The organism is Psychrobacter sp. NPDC064578 (genome assembly GCF_044901245.1).
GTDB classification, from domain to species: Bacteria; Pseudomonadota; Gammaproteobacteria; order Pseudomonadales; family Moraxellaceae; genus Psychrobacter; species Psychrobacter cibarius_C.
Window position 1 is genome coordinate 1 of sequence record NZ_JBJDPI010000015.1, and the last position, 16,695, is coordinate 16,695.

Annotated in this window: 12 protein-coding genes and 3 pseudogenes; 4 read left to right on the forward strand and 11 right to left on the reverse strand. The window is 42.1% G+C overall.

Going from position 1 to position 16,695, the window contains the following annotated elements:
- Window positions 1-109 precede the first annotated feature (109 nt).
- The 3 genes and pseudogenes from ACI2JM_RS13920 to lspA form a co-directional block, all read right to left on the reverse strand.
- Window positions 110-735 (reverse strand): annotated as a pseudogene (locus tag ACI2JM_RS13920) (recombinase family protein).
- A 340-nt stretch (window positions 736-1,075) separates the two neighbouring features.
- Window positions 1,076-1,408, reverse strand: a complete 333-nt coding sequence (locus tag ACI2JM_RS13925) for a DUF3817 domain-containing protein (protein ID WP_131603940.1) — start codon at window positions 1,406-1,408, stop codon at window positions 1,076-1,078.
- A 275-nt stretch (window positions 1,409-1,683) separates the two neighbouring features.
- Entirely contained in the window at window positions 1,684-2,391 is a 708-nt protein-coding gene (lspA, locus tag ACI2JM_RS13930) for a signal peptidase II (protein WP_007394842.1), read from the reverse strand.
- Window positions 2,392-2,570: 179 nt separating this feature from the next.
- Between lspA and ACI2JM_RS13935 the strand changes: the two genes are divergently transcribed.
- Window positions 2,571-3,221 (forward strand): IS1595 family transposase, encoded by a 651-nt coding sequence (locus ACI2JM_RS13935; protein WP_131401083.1) that lies wholly within the window; start codon window positions 2,571-2,573, stop codon window positions 3,219-3,221.
- A gap of 27 nt (window positions 3,222-3,248) precedes the next feature.
- Here the strand turns inward: ACI2JM_RS13935 and ccmI are convergent, their stop codons facing one another.
- The 5 genes from ccmI to ACI2JM_RS13960 all read right to left on the reverse strand — a co-directional run bounded on the left by ccmI (window position 3,249) and on the right by ACI2JM_RS13960 (window position 10,125).
- Window positions 3,249-4,529 carry a c-type cytochrome biogenesis protein CcmI gene (gene ccmI, locus ACI2JM_RS13940; protein ID WP_062844957.1) on the reverse strand — a complete coding sequence of 427 codons (1,281 nt, stop codon included), beginning with the start codon at window positions 4,527-4,529 and terminating at the stop codon, window positions 3,249-3,251.
- A complete protein-coding gene (locus ACI2JM_RS13945; RefSeq protein WP_371532842.1) occupies window positions 4,526-5,008 on the reverse strand; it encodes a cytochrome c-type biogenesis protein in 483 nt (160 codons plus the stop codon). The genes ccmI and ACI2JM_RS13945 overlap by 4 nt, the downstream gene beginning before the upstream one ends.
- Before the next feature lie 83 nt (window positions 5,009-5,091).
- A complete protein-coding gene (locus ACI2JM_RS13950) occupies window positions 5,092-5,754 on the reverse strand; it encodes a DsbE family thiol:disulfide interchange protein (protein WP_084387320.1) in 663 nt (220 codons plus the stop codon).
- Window positions 5,755-7,803, reverse strand: coding sequence for a heme lyase CcmF/NrfE family subunit (locus ACI2JM_RS13955; protein WP_062844959.1), 2,049 nt, complete (start codon window positions 7,801-7,803; stop codon window positions 5,755-5,757). It abuts the gene before it with no gap.
- Between the two features lie 120 nt (window positions 7,804-7,923).
- Window positions 7,924-10,125 carry a heavy metal translocating P-type ATPase gene (locus tag ACI2JM_RS13960; RefSeq protein WP_131401084.1) on the reverse strand — a complete coding sequence of 734 codons (2,202 nt, stop codon included), beginning with the start codon at window positions 10,123-10,125 and terminating at the stop codon, window positions 7,924-7,926.
- 142 nt (window positions 10,126-10,267) lie between these two features.
- On the opposite strand from ACI2JM_RS13960, the gene cadR reads away from it, so the two are divergent.
- Complete coding sequence (gene cadR / locus ACI2JM_RS13965) at window positions 10,268-10,678, forward strand: Cd(II)/Pb(II)-responsive transcriptional regulator (RefSeq protein WP_007394845.1); 411 nt, start codon at window positions 10,268-10,270, stop codon at window positions 10,676-10,678.
- 147 nt (window positions 10,679-10,825) lie between these two features.
- Here the strand turns inward: cadR and ACI2JM_RS13970 are convergent, their stop codons facing one another.
- Together ACI2JM_RS13970 and ACI2JM_RS13975 are read right to left on the reverse strand one after the other, a co-directional pair.
- The gene (locus ACI2JM_RS13970) at window positions 10,826-11,548 is read right to left on the reverse strand and encodes a CHAP domain-containing protein (protein WP_057758750.1); all 723 of its coding nucleotides are present in this window, start codon (window positions 11,546-11,548) and stop codon (window positions 10,826-10,828) included.
- Between the two features lie 798 nt (window positions 11,549-12,346).
- Window positions 12,347-12,991: a DUF411 domain-containing protein gene (locus tag ACI2JM_RS13975; protein ID WP_007394850.1), complete on the reverse strand. Its 645-nt coding sequence runs from the start codon at window positions 12,989-12,991 to the stop codon at window positions 12,347-12,349.
- A gap of 239 nt (window positions 12,992-13,230) precedes the next feature.
- Between ACI2JM_RS13975 and lnt the strand changes: the two genes are divergently transcribed.
- Window positions 13,231-14,799: an apolipoprotein N-acyltransferase gene (lnt, locus tag ACI2JM_RS13980; protein WP_007394851.1), complete on the forward strand. Its 1,569-nt coding sequence runs from the start codon at window positions 13,231-13,233 to the stop codon at window positions 14,797-14,799.
- A 140-nt stretch (window positions 14,800-14,939) separates the two neighbouring features.
- On the opposite strand, the pseudogene ACI2JM_RS13985 reads toward lnt, so the two are convergent.
- Window positions 14,940-16,164: pseudogene (locus ACI2JM_RS13985) on the reverse strand (IS3 family transposase).
- A gap of 65 nt (window positions 16,165-16,229) precedes the next feature.
- On the opposite strand from ACI2JM_RS13985, the pseudogene ACI2JM_RS13990 reads away from it, so the two are divergent.
- Window positions 16,230-16,451: pseudogene (locus ACI2JM_RS13990) on the forward strand (transposase); the annotation flags it as partial.
- Window positions 16,452-16,695: the final 244 nt, after the last annotated feature.

A 16,695-nucleotide genomic window follows, 5' to 3' on the forward strand; every position in this document is an offset into this window, starting at 1 on the left:
AGTATTTGAGTATTTGAGTATTTGAGTATTTGAGTATTTGAGTATTTGAGTATTTGAGTATTTGAGTATTTGAGTATTTGAGTATTTGAGTATTTGAGTATTTATTTAGCTATACAGCTATCAAATGACGCGAGCACTTAGCTGTAGCTTGTATTTCAGAATAACTACGCCCAGATTTCAGAAGGCTAGCGATAATCTTACGCTTCTCGGTATCTTTCCTACGTCCTGAATATTTACTTTCTACCTTAGTACGAGAAATACCTTACATCTGACGGTTACGTCGATCTTCATAGTCCTTTCTAGCAATAGCAGCGAGCATATAAAGCATCATCGAATTGATGGCCTGTAATACGCTGCTCATAAATACAATGCTGCTATCAGATTGAGGCGTTATATAAGAGGTCGGTAGCTCTTCTGATACTACCGCCAGCTTCTTTTCTAATAGCATTCTTTTGAGAGTATCCCAATCAGCTTGGTTTAAACGTGCTAAGCGGTCAATCTGCTCAACCAAATTATATCGCCTTCATGGGCATCATTTATCAGTTACATTAACTGTGGACGTATTAAAGTTGCGTCTGACTCGTTTTCAACATAGAAGGCGGCAATTTTGTGACCATGATCAGCAGCAAGCTATATGAGCTCACTTTTGGCACGCTTGGCATCTTGATCTTTGATTGGCGCTCTATGCTCTGATAAACATAAACACCTAAAATAGTCTGTTATAAGTAGTTCCATTATTGCAGTCTATTATAAGTAGACTATTAATTGATTAAGAGACCTGTTTTGATAGTGCCCCTGGGGTATACCCTACGATAACAGGAAAGCCATCGCGGATGACAAAACCTGTTTAGCTTTTAAACAAAACGGGTTTGTCGATAGTATGTAAGATAAGTTCGAAAAGTAACTGGAGTGTGAGACTATTCATACTGGGTCTGAATTAAAGTTTTATTGTGATTAATTTCTGCTCAATGTTATTCATTTGTCGCCACGATGAGTGATGGCGGCTTGTGATTTAGTTAGGAAAAATAATCTTGAGTAATAAGATACGTTTGTGGCATTTATAGCAGAGCTTGTTCTAGGCTTCTTTACTTACATTTTCCTGCAAGTTCTTTTTTAGTAAATGATCGAATATAAATGGGCCAAAAGGTAAGAGTGAGCCGAGTACGCCCGCAGGTATTGCCCAAAGAGGCATTTTCATTTTGATAGCTGAGCCTATAAGTATTATGATATAGGTAATAAACAACATACCGTGTGCCATACCGATGTATTTCACACCTTCTGGAATGTCCATCATATATTTTAGTGGCATGGCGATGAAGAGCAATAATAAGAAAGAGGTGCCTTCTAGATAGCCTATAAGGGTAAGACTTTTTAACGCTGTCTCTTGTTTTTTTCTAAGGCTGTGAATTTTTTCAATAGTTGGCTGAGTCTGTGACACTGTATTTTCCTTTTGTTATTATCAATAAAGAATTTATGGATTATTCAATGTCTCTATAATAATGGCTCTACGCAGAGCTTTTAAGTATTGAGTTTTAAGACCTAAAATGAGTGAGTACCTATACCAGTCATACATTACCTTCCAGTTCACATTTTATAAACATACTCAAGTATAAAAAGTATTTTTCCGTATAGAGTGAATACGACGCTAGTTCATTTTGTTTGTGATAATCGGTATCAATGTGCTTATTTATTACGCTTACTTTCTAAAAATATCATGTCAATTATAATCAATGCGACACCGACACAGACACCTATATCTGCAACATTGAAAATAGGATAATTCCAGACATCAGCATAATGCACATGGATAAAGTCAACCACTTTACCAATTCTTAAACGATCGATTAAGTTGCCAATCGCACCACCAAGCATTAAGGCCAACCCCATAGATAATAGCTTGGCTGCACGTGGCGCTTTGATTAAATAAACCGTTAAAAAGATAGCCATTACAAAAGCTAAGCCTGAGAAAAACCATTTCTGCCAACCGCCAGCGTTGGCTAAAAAGCTAAATGCTGCCCCATAGTTATAAGCGAGTGTCCAGTTGAGAAATGGTTCAATGACCGGTACGGGGTCATTGAACGCTAATGTGGTTTGGGCCAACCACTTAGTCCATTGATCAAGTATTAATACCATTATCGCCAACAAATACCAGATAAAAGCGCGACTGCCATTGGCAACCATTTTTGGCATTTTGTCCAACTTATCTTTAGGTGTTATTGAGTTGCCTGAAGTCACGTACATAGCTTTAGGCGTATGATTTATGGTTTTAGAGTCAATCGATTGATGAGTACTACTCACAGCTATAGGTACCTTCTTGTCAGCAATATTAGTACTAGCCGATTCAACGCTATTCAATTTAGTACTATCTAATCTGTCGGTAGATTCAGTCATAGTTGTTTCCTTTATCTATGTTTATACAATGAACAATGTTAAACGTATATGTTTTTGGTATACGATTATTAATCGCGCCACTTTCATAAACGGCTCCACTTACCGCTCTGGTATTATGAAACTTACGGTAATAATTTTTGGGGCTGTCCTAGATAAGTAAAATTATTTAGGATAGCACTATGAGAAAGAGTAAACTAAGTTGGTATAAACAAAGCAGACTAATCGAGTTATTTGTTGCCGGTTCTACCGCGAGAACAGCAGCAAGCCTAATTGGTATTAATAAAACGACAGCCAGTTATTACTTTCATAGGCTAAGACTGCTTATTTACGAGAATAGTCAAGACCCTGGTCTATTTGAAGGCGAAATCGAAGTAGACGAATCATACTTTGGTGGAACTCGTAAAGGCAAGCGAGGGCGAGGTGCTGGTAGCAAAGTGCCCGTGTTTGGTCTATTAAAGCGTAATGGCAAGGTCTACGCTTGTATTATACCCAATGCTAAAGCAGATACTTTGATCCCCATCATAAGAGAAAAAGTGAAGCCTGATAGCATTGTTTATACTGACTCATTTAAAAGCTATAACGCATTAGATGTCAGTGAGTTTACTCATTATCGTATCAACCACTCCAAAACCTTTGTTAATGACAAGAATCACATTAATGGTATAGAGAACTTTTGGAACCAAGCTAAACGGCATCTACGTAAGTTTAACGGAGTTCCAAAAGAACATTTTCAACTCTATTTAAAGGAATGTGAGTGGCGTTTTAATCACAGTGACCCAAAGTCGCAATTACTACAATTAAAACAATGGGTTAAACAGGGTTTGAACTAGTTATCTAGGACAGCCCCTAATTTTTTATTAGGGAATCTGTTGATTGATTTCAACATTAACCTGAGTCTGTTCAACGCTAATCATTATAGGATTACCCGATAAGTCGCCTGATTCTGCTATGGCATTACCGCTATGACTAATACGAGCAACGACTGCTAACTGAGTTTTGTCACTACGAGCTGAATTTAACGTGCGATCTGGCATCATCGCATCAAGATTGCTTAAGCGGATACTAGCCTCACCTTGCTTGATAATACTAATGGGTAAACGTTTGGCGGCAAACGGTGGACCTCCTTTAACGTCACGTATCGCAACAAACAACACATCATCAGCTTTCACTAACGGTAATAAATTAGCGTTAATTTTCACTGTCACGTCAATACCTTCTAGCGCTTGCTTTTCTTGCGTGCTAACGTAGTTGCTTAACTCATCTAAGCTTGCTAAAGCTTTAGTATGATCACCTGGTTTGGCCACAATGCTGCCTTGTAAGCGTTTAATCCAACCTTGCGCTTGGGCAAAGTTACTACTACGAGTCTCACCCATTGCCATGAGCATTTGAGCCCGTTCATGCTGCGGATTCTTAGCTAATATAGCTTGTAATACACGGCGAATATTGGCGTCTAACTGACCTTCATTAACAAAAAAACTAGTCTGAGCATAAGTAGTAGCAATCTCCTCGTTATCAGGTGCTAAACGATAGGCACGCGATAAGGCTTCTAAAGCAGAGCCAGTCGCCTCCATCGATAAGAAAAGCTCAGATAGGCGCATCCAGCGATTAGGATCATCAGCGTTACGATGGACGTTGGTCTGCATAGCGCTAATCAACTGACGACCGTTTTCAGTCGCCCACTTTGGTGGCTTATCAATCTTAGCCGTCAATAGGTCATCAGCCACTTGTCCTACTTTGTCCTCGCTTGTCCACGAATCAAACACGGGCGTACGATTGCCTATTAGTAAGTACGCCATTGCAGCCAATATTGGGATCCAAGCTGCGACAATTAAACGGCTTTTGACATCAGGGGTGACCATAGGTGTTATCTGACGCTGCGCATCTAATAGCTGACGCTCCAGTTCCAGCTTTTGATTTTGATAATGGCTATTATTAATAGTACCGCTGTCTTTATCTGTTTGTAGCTCAGCTAAACGTTCGCGAAATACTGCAACATTAATATCTAGCAGTTGATTGTCTATTGGTTTGGACTGCAAACGCGGTGCTCGTAGCCATGGCATAATAGCAATTAGCGCAAATATAAGAGCAATCAGCAAGCTTAGAGCTACAAATAAGCCAAAAGTAGAAAATAGAGTCATTTTTTGTCCTCTATGCTAGTAATATCGTGGTCGACATTCTCAGCTTGCGATAATAGACGATCAAGCTCAGCCTTTTCCGCAGAGGTCAAGGCAGCAGTACTGTTCACTGTAACGCCGTTTTGGCCACGGGCGACAACTTGGCGGCGTTTACTTTGCCAAAACCAACCAACAATTAAGACGAGCAATAATAATGGTGGAAAAAACCATAGGATCCATGTCGATGGTCGCATAGGCGGCTTGTAGCTAATAAAGTCACCGTAGCGCTCTTGCATATAGGCGCGTATTTCAGCATCACTACGTCTATCTTTAATTAAATCATAGACTTTTTGCTTTAGATCCTGTGCAATCGGTGCATCAGAGGCTGCAAGGTTTTGATTTTGGCATTTTGGGCAGCGAAACTCTTCTATTAATCCACGATACTGAGCTTCTTGCTGTGGTGAATCAAAATCGTATACGTCAATAGCTGCGTTTGCCGTCATGTTAAGCAAACACGCTAGTATTAAGCTTGCTAGTTTTAAAATTATATTGAGTTTTATTTGAGGAGCTCTTATTCGAGTAACGTTCATTTGCACATCTCCTCAACCTGAATGAGATCAGGACTATCGTTGTTCTTATTAGCCTCATTAAGTACGGTCAGGCACGGCTTAACACGCTGTTGCCAATTGGCTTCATTAATCTCACCAACAATATGCTGACGAATGATGCCATCTCCATCCACAACAAAGGTTTCGGGCGCACCAGTTATGCCTAAGTCTAGAGCAAACTGACCCAATGAATCCTGAATAGACATAGAAAATGGATCACCGCCTCGGTTTAAGTAACTGAGCGCATTACCAATCTCATCCTTATAATTCACACCAACGATATCAACGCCGCGCTCTTCTAGTTGCATTAAAAACGGATGCTCAATAATGCAAGTTGGGCACCACGAGCCCCAAACATTAAGTAAAAACGGCTTATCTGGCAAATTATTATTGGTGATAGTACGGGTAGTATCTGCTAATAACGGCAGCTCAAAGGCAGGAACCGGACGCTCAAGAGCGGTATTGGTCACAATGTCTGTTGGTTTACCTAAGCGCATGTACAATATAACTACCAAACCAAAAAAGAGGATAAGCGGAATTAAGAACCATAGCTTCATCTGCTTTTTTTTCATTGCCTTTGGGTTACGCTGCTTACTGTTTTGGCTATCTTTTTGCTCAGGAGTGTTATTCGACATAGTCATTTACTTCTCCTTTAGTGTCGACATCGTCGATACTGAGATTGCCTGCTCAATAGCTACCTCATTGACTCCATAAGTAGCCAAACTACCAGTAACTAGCAACGGAGCTTTAATTTTTTTGATGCGGTATCGTTTATCAAGCATACTAATTAATCCACCTAGAGCCATGATAATTGCCCCTAACCAAATCCAGCGAATTAATGGTTTTACATAAATCCTTAATGCCCATTGGTTACTACCATCGGCAATAGGTTCGCCCAGTGCGACATAAACATCGCGCATAAGACTGGGGTCAATAGCAGCTTCAGTTGTTGGCATCGTGCTGATAATATAAGTACGCTTTTCTGGAGTCAGTTTCGCCACTTCACGACCGTCTTTGGATACCACCACTTGCGCTTGCGTTGCATCAAAGTTACTACCCTTTATTTCAAAAAATTCAGTTACTTCAAAATCGTAACCTTGAACATTGACTGTATCGCCAATACCCATTGCTACGTCACGCTCAATACTCAGGCTACTAGTAAAGGCTATGCCAATGACAGCAACCAATACGCCAATATGAGCAGTCTGTTGACCCCAATAGCTCAGACGCAACTGCCGCAAACCGTTAAAAAGATTAGGCGCATTCTTAGTTTTATCTTTAAAATCAACTGCCATCCATAGCAGTGCCCAAAAGCTAACGGCTAAAGTCACACCAATATTAAGCATAGACGATGGATTAACAAAGTAAGTAATAATGGCGGCTAATACTAAGCTACTAACGGCGATGACCATGCCTATACCCAGTAGTGGACGGGTGTCTTTTTTCCAGCGAATATTTGAGCCCATACCCATAGCTATTAATAACAGCCACGTTAAAGGTACAAATAATGCATTAAAATAAGGAGGGCCAACGGACACTTGTCCTAAACCAAAAGCATCAGCGATAATAGGGTAAAGGGTGCCGAGCAGCACCACTAAGGTTGCAATCAAAATGATGGCGTTGTTGATCACTAAAAAGGACTCACGTGAAATCAGCTGATATTGACTTTCAACGGTTAAACGCCAACCTCGAACGGCAAACATTAATAGACCACTACCGATGATAATGCCAAGAATAGCTAAGATAACCAAACCACGCGTCGGATCAGCGGCAAACGAATGCACTGAGGTAAGGACTCCAGAGCGTACCAGGAACGTGCCAAGCAAGCTTAAGGCAAAGGCGAAAATAGCCAGCATGATGGTCCATGCTTTAAACACCCCGCGCTTTTCAGTGACTGCTAATGAATGCAGCAATGCTAAGCCGACAAGCCAAGGCATAAACGAGGCATTCTCTACCGGATCCCAAAACCACCAACCGCCCCAGCCAAGCTCGTAGTAGGCCCACCACGAGCCCAGTGCAATACCAATGGTCAAAAATCCCCAAGCCGCGAGCGCCCATGGACGTGACCAGCGTGTCCAAGCAGCATCTAAACGCCCTTCCCACAATGCCGCCATACAAAATGCAAAAGGTACTACCATACCCACATAGCCCATATATAACATGGGCGGATGAATAATCAGACCGAAATCTTGTAGGACAGGATTTAAATCAGCGCCATCGACCGCTAGATTGGGTAAGGTACGCTCAAACGGTGACGAGGTAAATATCAGCATCGTTAGCATCATTAACTGTACACCGGCCAAAATAACTAATACCCGCGCACGCATTGATAACGGCAAGCCGCGACTAAAGTATGATACCAGTGCACACCATGTGGCCATGATGGTCATCCATAGCAGCAAAGAGCCCTCGTGTCCGCCCCATGTCGCCGATAACTTATAGTACCAAGGCAACAGCGTATTAGAATGCTGCGCGACGTAACTGAGGCTAAAATCATTATAATAAAAACCTGCTATCAAAGCGCCAAATGACGTTATCATGGCGGCAAACTGTGCCCAAGCTAGGCTAGGGGCTAGTCGTTGCCAAGCAACTTGGTTACGAATAACACCAATAGTTGGCAGAATTACCTGCAATAACGCCAGTACAAAAGCGGTAAGCAAGGCAAAATAGCCCAATTCTGTAATCAACATACGGTCTAACCTTATTTACTCTAATGCGGTTGCAGTTTACTGTGGCGGTGGAATTTTTATTATTAGAACCCACCCCGAAATCTGCTGCTATCTCTAGTTTTTAATTGATTTCGAAGGGTTTTATTTAACTACTTTAGGCGGATTTACCAGTGGAGGCGCGCCTTTAAAGCGCAGTAAACGTAACGCATTAAGAGTAACGATCACTGTTGCTCCAGCATCAGCTAGAACCGCAATCCATAGTCCAGTAATGCCGAATATGGTCGTGATCAGAAAGACGCCTTTGAGACCTAAAGCGAAAATGACGTTCTGATGAATGTTGCGCATGGTGGCACGTGAAAGTGCGATGAGATGAGCCATGTCCGTAACACGACTTTTTAATAATGCGATATCGGCCGTCTCAATGGCCACATCGGTACCACCACCCATCGCGATGCCAACATCGGCAGTTGCTAGCGCTGGCGCATCGTTAATACCATCACCAACCATCGCTATTTTGCGGTTGTTCTTCATCTCGTTAAGCAGGCGCAGTTTGTCCTCAGGCAACAGCTCAGCTTCCCATTCCACGTCTAAATTACTGGCAAGTGCTTGAGCGGTTAAGCGGTTGTCGCCTGTTAGCATGACGGAGCGCACACCCATCGCTTTGAGCTGAGCCACACCTTCATGAGCGTCGTCTCGTAATTCGTCTCTTAGCGCGATTAATCCAAGCACTTCATGGTTTTGCTCATCGAAAAGAACAGAGACGGTCTTACCCTCATTTTGCAGCGCCTCAATTTGCGCCTGTTGTGTGGATGAAATCAATGCCTCATCGGCTGCGTAAACAGGCGAACCGATAGCTAGCGCGCGCTCCGCGACAGTTGCGTGTACCGCTTTACCGGCAGTTGCAGAAGCATTGAAGGCCACAGGTATGAACACTTTAGCAGCTTCAGCATGACTAACAATGGCTTCAGCAAGCGGGTGACTAGAACCAGTCTCCACACTGGCAAAAAGTGCCAATATCTCATCTTGACCTTGAGAATTCTGACCTTGAATACTTGAGTCCTCTTGTGTAAAGGCAACAACATCGGTCACGCGTGGTTTGCCTTCAGTTAAAGTGCCTGTCTTGTCAAAAGCGACCGTCTTCACTTGGCCGATAGTTTCTAAAGCACTACCGCCTTTGATCAGCAAGCCACGGCGCGCACCAACAGCAAGACCAGAGGCGATGGCAGCGGGTGTTGATAGTACAAGAGCACAGGGACAGGCAATCAGCAACAGTGCTAGACCGCGATACAACCAAGTCGACCAATCTCCACCCATGGCTAACGGTGGAATGATAATAATTAGTGCGGCAATAGCCATCACTGCCGGTGTGTAATAGCGACTGAATTTCTCAATAAAACGGGCAGTGGGTGCTTTGGAGGCTTGGGCTTGCTCTACCAGCTCAATAATGCGCGAAATGGTGTTATCGGCGGCTGTCTTTTCTACGCGCACTTGGAGCACACCATCGATGTTAATTGACCCTGCAAATACATTGTCACCCATCGTCTTGGCAACAGGAACAGACTCTCCCGTCACGGGCGAATCATCAAGGCTGGACGCACCTTGAACAATGGAACCATCAGCAGATACCCTATCTCCAGGACGCACCAGCACAAGGTCATTCACTTGTAATGAAGTCGCTGGAACGTTACGCTGCCCACCTTGAGCATCAAGTAAAATTGCACTTTTCGGAACCAGCGATGATAAGGCTCTGATGCCAGCGCGAGCGCGATCAGCAGCGATACTCTCAAACAGTTCACCGATTGAGAACAAAAAGACAACCGCTGCGGCCTCTTCAGCTTCACCAATGATAAGTGCGCCAAGCACGGCGACGGACATCAGCGTTTCAATTGAAAAGAATGAACCTGTTTTAGCCAGTGCTAAGGCTTTGCGCGCAAATGGAAAAACGCCTACAATCACAGCGATGGCAAACACCCATATCCCATAAGCGGGCAACAGTAGTGACAGTGCATAACCGCTGCCCATCAAAATACCGAGGCCAACAACCTGTTTGCCTTTTTGAGTTTGCCACCATTGCTTATCCTGCGGAGCCATCTGATTGTCGCTGTCAATATCAATAGCCGATACAGTTTGTTGACCAGTATTGGCAGAGATGCCGAACCCTAGGCTTTTGATTGTTTTTTCGATATCACTAGCCTGAGTCGGCGCACCAGGGGCTAAATTTAGCTCTAGCGTTTCTGTAGCGAAATTCAGCTGAACATCAGAAACCCCAGGCATACGTTTCAAAGCTGTTTCAATCTTGCCGATGCAACTGGCACAGTCCATACCTTCAATATGATATTTCATAATAATTTACCCTTTGAATAATGATATTATGAACCCTATAGTGGCTTTAGAGTCAAGGTTATTTATCTACAGTTTCGTAATTTTAATTTCTCTAGCGCTAGTCTTTACAGCCACTTTAATTATTTAAATCATAGAGGTTGTTATGACAATCAAAATTGGTGAGCTCGCTAAACGCACAGGTGCCACAGTAGAAACCATTCGCTATTATGAAAAAGAGCGTTTATTACCCGAGCCTTTTCGTAGCGAAGGGAATTATCGTTTATATAATGAAGAGCACATTGAGCGTCTACAATTTATCCTACATTGCCGTACGCTCGATATGGCTTTAGATGATGTGCGAATCTTACTTGAATACTGGGAGTCGCCTGACAAGGACTGCGGCGATGTGAATAACTTGCTAGATGAGCACATTCATGCTGTGGAAATACGAATGGAAGAACTGATGCACTTAAAGCATCACTTGACCGTTTTGCGCCAGAAATGTGCAAGTAGTGCACCAGCGTCATCATGTGGCATTTTAAACGCGCTTGTCGATAACTCCTGTCATGAGTAATGATATCAGTAGTGTTCATTTCTGACGGATCAAATCATGAAAGGTTAAATACGCCCTGATGTTAAGCACAAAAAAACCCAGCAATGATATTAAGATCACTACTGGGTTGGAGGAAATAACAACTATGTTGTGCTGACTTAGAAAGTCTTATTTATCATTCATAGCAAGGTAGATATTACGATCTGATGCGGATGCGTCATCCACGTATTTTGAATCGCGCCATGTCGTATAAGCATAGACACCACTGTATGGGCTGATGCTGTTCTGACGGAAATCAGAAATCCAATTTTCGCCATCAAATATTTGGATATGGCCATGCGGGCGCTTTGATGAGCGATCATAGACAATAACATCACCTACTTGGGTTGGCATATCATTACTGATTTTGCTAAAACCTGCTTTATCAAGCGTGCCACGAGTGGCGTACTGATAGGCTGAAGGATTGGGTGTAAATTCATAACCAGCTGATTGTAGTGCTTTACGTACGTAACGGGCACAATATCCAGAGCTGCCAGATAAAGCCACTTTTGAGGCGCGAGCAGCAGCGATAGCGGGGGCTGAATTGCTGTCAGGAACCTTATTGACTTGCTGCTGTTGTTTTTCAGCGTATAAGCGGCTGTTTAATGATGAAAGCTGATTCTCTTTTTGCTTGGCCTGCGCACTTAGGTTGCTAATTGCTTGACTAATTTCATCATTATTAGAAACATAAGCACCACTTTTGGTGCTATAGATGTTTTTTGATGAACCGTAGTTTGATGCCACAGAAGTATTGGTGATGGTATTATTTGTTTGAGAGATTGTGATAGCAGCACCACTCGTTTGTGCTATGCCCATACCCAGTACTGACAAAATCAATAAAGCCTGTTTCATAAATCTAATACCTACGGTTAATTCAAAATCGTCTGTTATCAACAACAGCGCAGTCAATTAAATCTCAATAACTCAAGTATATATATGTCATAGTGACTGATACTTCTGCTGCATATTATTCATATAAAAAATGATTATTGGCGATCACAGCTCATTGAAGTCTTACGAAGCTGTTACAAATCAAGCTGCTGACCAAAACACAAAGCCGACTTTAGCATAGGTTGTTTAGCCTGTCATTCCCCTTAAAAACCCCAAAAATACTTTTTTGATGTCGAAAAAATTGCTAATATCCCACATTTTACAATGTAAGTTTGTGTAACATGTACAGAATATAGCTGACTAGATTGACCACAATTTCTACTGTTTTATAAGCAAAAAAAACGTCTGAGGGTTAAATCTATAATTTAGATTTAACCCTCAGACGTTTTTCTATTGGATGAAGTAATTACCCTATATAGGGTCTAACTAATTATTAAGATAATATAATTAATTTATAATATTAATATAGATGCTAATTCCCTACTAGCTTATGTAATATTACGTAATTGTTTCGATACATCCTGTATATTCTTGTATTAACCCTTAGTCATTTATCTATTTTAAGGGTTAATAACCGATAAATTCGCTTACATTGTCATCAAAAGTTACAAATTCAAAGTTATTTTTAATTTTAAAGTCGCAATAGCTAATGAATTTTTTGATGAAGAATCATTTTATAAGCAATAGAACAGTCTTATACCTACCTCATTTACTTTTAACGCTAACACTATAATCAAAGTATTCTTAACTGCTAACACACTATAATTGCTGCTCTACCGATTCAATATCAGCATAAACTTGGGTTGTCCCGTCTTTATTGAGCTGCATAACCTGATAGGGCATGAATTTATTTTGATACTCCATACCTGGGCTACCAATAGGCATGCCAGGTACGGCAAGACCCATAGCTTGTACTGGCGGATTTTCTAAAAACTGCGCCATATATTTAGCGGGTACATGACCTTCAAAGACGTAACCATCCGTAGTGACTACAGTATGGCAAGAACGCATTTCATTTGGAACGCTGTAGCGCTCTTTAAATACGGCTAAGTCCGCAACATCTTGCGCGGTTGCACTTAGACCATTATCTTCTGCATGACTTATCCATTCTTTACAGCAGCCGCAATTGGCATCTTTATAGACAGTGGCTGATACGTTTTTTAGTAAGTCTGGTTTACTTACTGATGTCATCATAGAATTATTTATAACGTTTGGTTCAGCTGTCTTTGGAACAGCCAAAACATCTTCAGTTGATGCCGATGTTGTGCTTGCATCAGATACGCCACTACTCGGTTGGCTACAAGCAAATAGTGATGAGGCAGCCAGTAATAATAACGTACTACGCAACCCCTTAGACAGATAACGATTGCATATAAGACTGGATTTTATTTTTAAGGGGGGCATAGTGCTTTCTCATGTACTGTAGATATTGTGAGCTATAGAAGATCAAGTAACACTTCATATCGTTTGGTAATGTAGCATAATAACCCATTAAACGGAGTACGTAAATTCATCCATTGAGCAGTGCAGGCTGGTATCATAAGCAGTTTTTATTTTAAAATACTGCCTGTAGTATTAACGGCTCTATCTAAGTTTTGGATTTTGATTAAAAATTCAAGGCTCATAATTTTGGATAATTTGCGATGCGCCTGTCTACTATTAATCTACAAAAGCGTTTGAGTACTCACTTAAATCAATTACCGCTATCGCTTACGCTAGTAGCAGCATGGCTTGCAGGAGCTATTTTTTTATTTTCGCTAGCGCCTTATGGGTTTTGGCCGCTAGCAATAGTATCACCAGCGATTTTATATGCGCTGTTGGTGACAAGTATGAGTGGTCGTCGCGCTTTTATTATCGGTGAAGCTTACGGTATGGGGCTATGGTGCGTCGGCGGCTTTTGGCTCTATACTGCTATCCATGATTATAGCGATACACCAACGTGGCTCGCATTGATTATGATTGCATTGATGGGTCTCGGTATGGGACTATTTCATGGATTGTTAGCACTAGTCTTTAACCGTATGGTAGGCAAACAACCCTTTTCATTTGCTGCTCTTTGGGTGCTACAAGAATGGTTAAAAACTTGGTTATTCACAGGCTTTCCGTGGCTGTTTGTTGGTTATGCATTTACTGAAGAGTATTGGTTATCGTCCTTAGCACCCGTTGCTGGTGTTTTTTCCGTCTCTTTTGTTGCCATACTATTGGCTGCAAGTTTAGTAGAGCTACTGCTTCGGCGCAGTAGTTATGCCATCGTTTCTGTACTGTTATTAGCCATTAGCACATCATTATGGCTGGTCAATCCGCAATGGACAAAACCTAAGGGCACACCTGATCTGTCAGTGTCATTGATTCAAGGTAATATTTCACAAGATATAAAGTGGCTGACTAAGTATCAAGTAGAAACGCTAAAGATTTATGCGAAGTTAACACGCACTGAGTGGGGACGTGATGTTGTGGTGTGGCCTGAATCATCTATTCCTATGTTTCAGGATGAGGCTGCGGGCTTTATTAGTGAAATGATAGAAATGGCTAATGCGACCAATACGACATGGATAACTGGTATCCCTTATAAGGATAAAGCGGCATTCAATGCCAGTACGGATAAGTATCCCCCATTTTACAATAGCGTGATTGCTCGAGGTGTAGAAGCGGAAGGCCTATACAAGAAGCAGCGTCTAGTGCCTTTTGGAGAGTATATTCCATTTGAAGGCGTGCTCGATATTTTCCCAAGTTTGGCCGGTAGTCAGGATATTAAGAGCTATAGTCGTGGTAGTGATCAGCAGTCACCTCTAAAGGTGCGTGGACACAATATAGGGACGGCTATCTGTTATGAGGTAGCTTATCCAGATACCACGCGTAAAAATGCCATCGATACTGAATTTTTGTTGACCGTCTCTAACGATGCCTGGTTTGGCACTTCAGCAGGACCATTGCAACATTTGCAAATGGTACAAATGCGCGCGCTTGAGAACGGGCGCTGGTTTATTCGAGCGACCAATACTGGTGTTACCGCTATCATTAACCATAAAGGTCGTATTGTAAAACGCGCACCGCAGTTTGAGCGTACTGTACTACGTGGTGAGATACAGGCACGGGTTGGTAACACGCCCTTTATGCTTATGGGAAATTATCCTATCTTGATAATAATAACCTTGTTATTACTACTAAGCTATTTTGGCAAAGGTCTAACCACACTTAGAAGACGAGGGTAATAGTAAACTTAATCATAATAATTTAATCAGTGTAAGTTTTTTATTTTTTCTAGGTAACGTCCTAACGCACGTAAATATAAAAGTTTTAAACTATTGACCCCTGCCGTCAAATCCGTATACATAAACTTGGGAGATTTTAATTACGCAGCTTGACGATAATAATCAAACCACACCTGTCTTGGCGATTGATAGCCCAAACCCTTTTGAATCCTCGTCTGATTGTAGTACAGCTCGATATAACTGATAATATCATTGATGGCTGTGAACCTTGTTTTATAGTCTTGATGATATACCAGCTCATTCTTTAATGTGCCCCAGAAGCTTTCTATCGGAGCGTTATCGAAACAGTTGCCTTTGCCGCTCATTGAGCCTATAAATTGATGCTGCTTAATGGTCTTGTGGTAGGCGTGACTGCAATACTGACTGCCTCTGTCTGAATGAACGATTAGCCCTTTGCTTGGACGTTTATTCTTGATGGCCATATTTAGTGCTTTGCAAACTAAATCTGCGGTCATACGCTTGTTAATAGCGTAACCGACAAGCTCTTTGGTGTATAAGTCTTTGACCCCTGCTAAGTACAGCCAACCCTCATTCGTCCAGATATAGGTGATGTCGCTGACCCACGACTCGTTAGGGCGCTTAGCATCAAACTTCTGATCCAGTACGTTTGGATAGACCAGCTTGTTGTGATTGGAGTCGGTGGTGACTTTAAAGCGCTTATGACGACGACATTTAATGCCGTGTTGCTCTTTGATGCTTCTTACCATATACAGGCTAATGTTATGGCCTTGCTCGCTTAGATGAGCATGCAGTCGATCTGCGCCATAACGTTCTTTCGTTTCATTGTGAGCCGCTTTAACCAGTAATTCAGACTGGTTGCGATGTATCTGTTGGTCGCTGAGATCACGACTTAGCCAGTCGTAATAGCTTGATGGCTTAACCCTTAACACACGGCACATAGTGGTGATGCGAAAGAGGAACTGGTTGTCTTTGATAAAGGCGTACCTGACTAACTGTTTCTCGCGAAGTACGCCGTCGCCAACTCGAGCATAGCTCTCCCCTTGCGTCGGGGCGAAGCAGTGCTTCGCTTTATCCCTCCTCATTTAGTATTTCGCGTTCCTCTTCGGCAACTTTAAGCTGTCGCTTTAGGCGTTTTACCTCTTCAAGCGCACTCATAAGTTCAGGGTCATACTGCTTTGTTCCTACAAGCTTGCCTTGATTAGCTTTGTTCTGCCAGTTGGATAGCGTTTGCATGGCGATGCCAAGTTGCTTTGCGGTCGCTGAAATATTGCCGTTGTTATCCGCTATCTTCTTGACGGCTTCAGCTTTAAATTCGTCACTGTAGGTTCTTACTTTCTTGGTCATGGTAAACTCCTGTCAATACGCTTAGTTTACCAAGTTTATCTCTACGGTTTCTTCAGCATAGCTCACAATTACTCAAGCCTATGGATGAGGCACTACTCAATCATCGCTCTTTGGTTGAAACGGTGTTTGGAGAGCTTAAAAACTTGTGCCAAATCGAACACTCACGCTATCGTAGTGTCACGGGTTTTATTACAAACTTGCTGTCAGGTTTGATTGCTTATTGCTGGTTTCCCTATAAACCCACCATCAAAAACATGCCTCAGCAGGGACAGGTAGCGACATTGTAAATAGTATCAATGAGTTACAATGTGGCTTATCCCGAACTGGGGTTATGATAGCTATCAGCTTTGGATGTACTAGCTTTGCCCCTGACCCATTCTCTACGTAGAACGCAGCAAGTTTATGACCATGATCAGTAGCAAACTGTATGAGCTCATTTTTGGCACGCTTGGCATCTTGCTCTTCAGGTAACGTTTTATGGTGACTTTAGATAGGATATAGCTCTAAAACAATCTCGTTCCCTTCTGTTAA